At 67.6% G+C, this 3,580-nt stretch carries 4 protein-coding genes; 1 reads left to right on the forward strand and 3 read right to left on the reverse strand.

Annotated features, from left to right (window positions below; all coding sequences use genetic code 11):
- The 3 genes from VIM19_03565 to VIM19_03575 all read right to left on the reverse strand — a co-directional run.
- The coding region (locus VIM19_03565) for an AMP-binding protein (protein HEY5183985.1) at positions 1 to 246 on the reverse strand (246 nt) is incomplete at its 3' end.
- A gap of 189 nt (positions 247 to 435) precedes the next feature.
- Positions 436 to 1,035 (reverse strand): GNAT family N-acetyltransferase, encoded by a 600-nt coding sequence (locus VIM19_03570; GenBank protein HEY5183986.1) that lies wholly within the window; start codon positions 1,033 to 1,035, stop codon positions 436 to 438.
- Positions 1,036 to 1,236: 201 nt separating this feature from the next.
- Positions 1,237 to 3,033 (reverse strand): glycerol-3-phosphate dehydrogenase/oxidase, encoded by a 1,797-nt coding sequence (locus VIM19_03575; GenBank protein ID HEY5183987.1) that lies wholly within the window; start codon positions 3,031 to 3,033, stop codon positions 1,237 to 1,239.
- A 111-nt stretch (positions 3,034 to 3,144) separates the two neighbouring features.
- Here VIM19_03575 and VIM19_03580 point away from each other — a divergent pair.
- Positions 3,145 to 3,580: sugar-binding transcriptional regulator (locus VIM19_03580; GenBank protein ID HEY5183988.1), on the forward strand; the 436-nt coding region annotated here is incomplete at its 3' end.

A 3,580-nucleotide genomic window follows, 5' to 3' on the forward strand; every position in this document is an offset into this window, starting at 1 on the left:
CTCGAACCGGGTCCGAGAGAACAGCGCGACCCGGTCGCCCGCCTCGACACCGGAGGCGATCAGACCCGCGGCCATCCGGGTGACCTGCTCTGCTGCTTCCCGATAGGTCACCGGCACCCACTGGTCTCCCGCCCGACGCGAGAAACCGGCCTGGTCAGGCCAGTGCTCGGCATGGTCAAAGATGTCATCGGTCAGGTTCTCCTGCAGGCTCGCCACAAAGACAGGCGGCACGCTGAACTCGTTCATCTCACACCCCGTGGGAAGGTCGCGACACGCATCGGACTTTCGGCACCTTACGATGTCACGTCAACGGGGTCGCCGCATGTCAGATGTCCCGTTCCCGGGCCATCAGGGACATGTTGTCGGGAGCTCACTGGCTCCGCTGGTGGCAAGGTTGAGACAGAGCCGTTCAGGTGCGGTCACCCGGCAAGGCTGCTACTCGGGCACGGGTCGATCGTGGCTGGACCAGTCCTCGGGTGGGTCCGTGAGTTTTCCATGCAGCTGGGCGATGCCTTCCGCGATCACTACGCGGGCGTGTCCTTCGTGTGCAAGCTCGGTCACCGGACGGTTCTCCGCGAGAAACAACGCGGTGAAGTCGGTGATGCCGCACTCCTGAGCGCGGCGGGCGAGCTCCTTGATGAGTGCGGTCGCCAGGCCAACCCGTCGCCATTCCGGTCTCACAGCGACCGCGACGTCGGCCACCAACGATCCATCCTCCGATGTCGGGGGCACCGCGTAGCGCGCGACGGCAACACCGCGTCCCCGGTTGCGGGCGACGAGTGCGAAATGGCTGACATAGTCGATTCGGGTCAATCTTTCCAAGACGGCGGTGGTAATGCGCGGGGCACCGCCCAGAAAGCGGGCATGCAGCGTCTCGGCATCGGCCGTGCGAATCGCCTCGGCCAGCTCCGGTGCATCAGACGGAAGGATCGGACGGATCTCGACCCGCCGTCCGTCGGTCAGCCGAACGACGGACTCGTAACTACTGGGGTAGTCAGGCGGGAAGACCTGAGACTGGCCAAACAAGTTCAGCATGCTGTGCATTCTGCCTCGGCTGGCTGGTCCTCGCGACGCCGAGGGCCGCAGCCCGTGCTGTTCGCTCACAATCGGGTGCCCTGAGGCACTCGCGTCCGCAGGACAGCTTCAACCAGCCCTGGTGAAGGACCAGGCGCACCGCCGCCCACCCGAGACCAACTGCGGCCAGGGACTGACCATCAACCCCGGGGCGTACGCGCACTACGGCTTCGCGATCCGCGACGCTATCGCCTCCGTGCTGTTGGGGGTGTCTGTGGCGGGGAGCTGGTGTAGGGGGGCGATCTCGGTGGCTTTGAGGCGTACTTGTTCGGCGGTCTCGTCGTCGGGCTGGAGCTCGGCGGCGGCTTCGGCTTCGGCGCGTTCGCGGTAGGCGGTGATCTCTCGGGTCTGGGTCTGGGTGTCCCAGCCCAGGAGCGGGGCCATGATGGCGGCGATCTCCTCGATGGCGCCCAGGCCGCGGTCGGCTTGTTCGTAGTTGAGGCGGGTGCGGTACATCAGGACGTCGTCCAGGTGGAGTGCGCCTTCGTGGGTGACGGCGTAGGCGACTTCGGCGCGTAGGTAGGCCGGTGCGCCGGTCAGTGGCTGGCCCAGGTCTGGTTCGGCGTCGACGGCTTCGGTCAGCTCGCGTAGTAGTGAGCCGTAGCGGTGGAGCAGGTGGTCGAGCCTGGTTTGGGTCCAGCCGTACTGGGTGGCGATGGTCGGGGCCAGGCGTTGTAGGGCTTTGAGTCCTTCGGCCCCGGCCAGGGGGATGGTGGCGGTGATGGACTTCAGTGTCTTGGCGCGCTGGCCCAGGGCGAAGTCGACCGCGTCCTCGGCCATGACGCGGTAGGTGGTGAGCTTGCCGCCGGCGATGACGGTCAGGCCCGGTGTGGGGGAGGCGACGGTGTGTTCGCGGGAGACCTTGGCCGATGTGGTGCCTTCTTTGGTGCCGGGCTGCAGCAGGGGGCGCAGGCCGGCCCAGGTGCCGATGATGTCCTTGCGGGAGATCGGGCGGGAGAGTACCTCGTTGGCGTGCTCGATGAGGTAGTCGATGTCGGCGGCGGTTGCCACGGGATGCTGGAGCTGCATCTTCCATGGGGTGTCGGTGGTTCCGATGACCCAGTACCGCGACCATGGGATGACGAAGAGCACGCTCTTCTCGGTCTGCAGGATCAGGCCGGTGTCGCCGGCGATCTTGTCTCGCGGGACCACGATGTGCACGCCCTTGGAGGCCAGGACGCGTAGCCCGCCCTGGGTACCGGCGAGCTCTTCGGTCTCTTCGGTCCACACGCCGGTGGCGGTGATGACCTGGTGGGCGCGGACCTCGAAGCGGTGTCCGCTCTCCAGGTCTTGGACGGTGGCGCCGGTGACGGCGCCGGCCGGTGACTTCGCCAGAGCGACGACCTGGGTGCGTGAGGCCGCGGCCGCGCCGTACTCCGCGGCGGTGCGGACCAGGGTCGTGACCAGGCGCGCGTCGTCCACGGTGGCGTCCCAGTAGCGCACCGCCCCGATCGCGGCGTCGTGCTTCAGGTCGGGGAAGAGCTTCTCCAGGCCCCCTCGGGTCACATGGCTGTGCAGCGGCAGGGCGCGCCGGCGGCCGTTGATGCTCGCCAGGATGTCGTACAGCGCGATGCCCGACCCGACGAACGCGCGTTCCCAGATCCGGTGCTCCAGCGGGTAGAGGAAGGACACGGGCCGCACCAGGTGGGGTGCCAGCTCGGTGAGCAGCAGGTCCCGCTCGGTCAGCGCCTCACGGACCAGGTGGAAGTCGAGCATCTGCAGGTACCGCAGGCCGCCGTGGACCAGCTTGCTGGACCGGCTGGAGGTCCCGCCGGCCCAGTCCTGGGCCTCGACGATGCCGACCTTCAGGCCCCGGGTCACCGCGTCGAGCGCGACGCCCGCGCCCGTGACGCCCCCGCCGATGACCAGGATGTCAAGCTCGTGGCCCGGTGTGGTGCTCGCCTGGAGAGTCTCGAGGGCCACGCCCCGCGTCTGTGCCGTCAGTGCCGTCGTCTTCACCGTTGTCCTCCTCGCCCCGTGCCCACCAGGTGGGCCACGCGCCACCGACCGGCCCCGGCGGTGGCGTCGAGGTGTCGAGAAAGTGACATTCCTATACTGCTCATGTATTGAATGAGCGCACATATAGAATGCACGTATGTGCAAAAAGGTGCCGTGGTGAACAACGGGGAGCAGGAAGCCCTCCGGGCGGCGACCATGTACTACCTCCAGGACATCAAGATGGAGGCCATCGCCCGGCACCTGCGCACCTCTCGTTCGACCGTCTCCCGGCTCCTCAAGCACGCCCGCGACACGGGACTGGTGGAGATCACCCTGCGCCCGGAGAGCTCCCGGGCGCCCGGGATGGGCCAGAGCATCAGTGCGACCTTCGGGGTCGCGTCCTACGTGGTGCCGGTGCCCGACATGACCAATGACATCGACCGGCTGGAACAGGTTGCCCGCACGTCGGCGAAGCTGTTCGCCTCGTGGTTCGACTCCGACATGGTCATGGGGGTTGCCTGGGGGACCACGCTTGCGGCTGTCGGCCGCCATCTGGGGCACAAGCCGA

The organism is Actinomycetes bacterium, from assembly GCA_036510875.1.
Taxonomy (GTDB): domain Bacteria; phylum Actinomycetota; class Actinomycetes; order Prado026; family Prado026; genus DATCDE01.

What these genes read in the sequence shown, in the direction of transcription:
- VIM19_03570 (HEY5183986.1), bottom strand. Translation starts at nt 1,035, where the DNA reads ATGCTGAACTTGTTTGGCCAGTCTCAGGTCTTCCCGCCTGACTACCCC.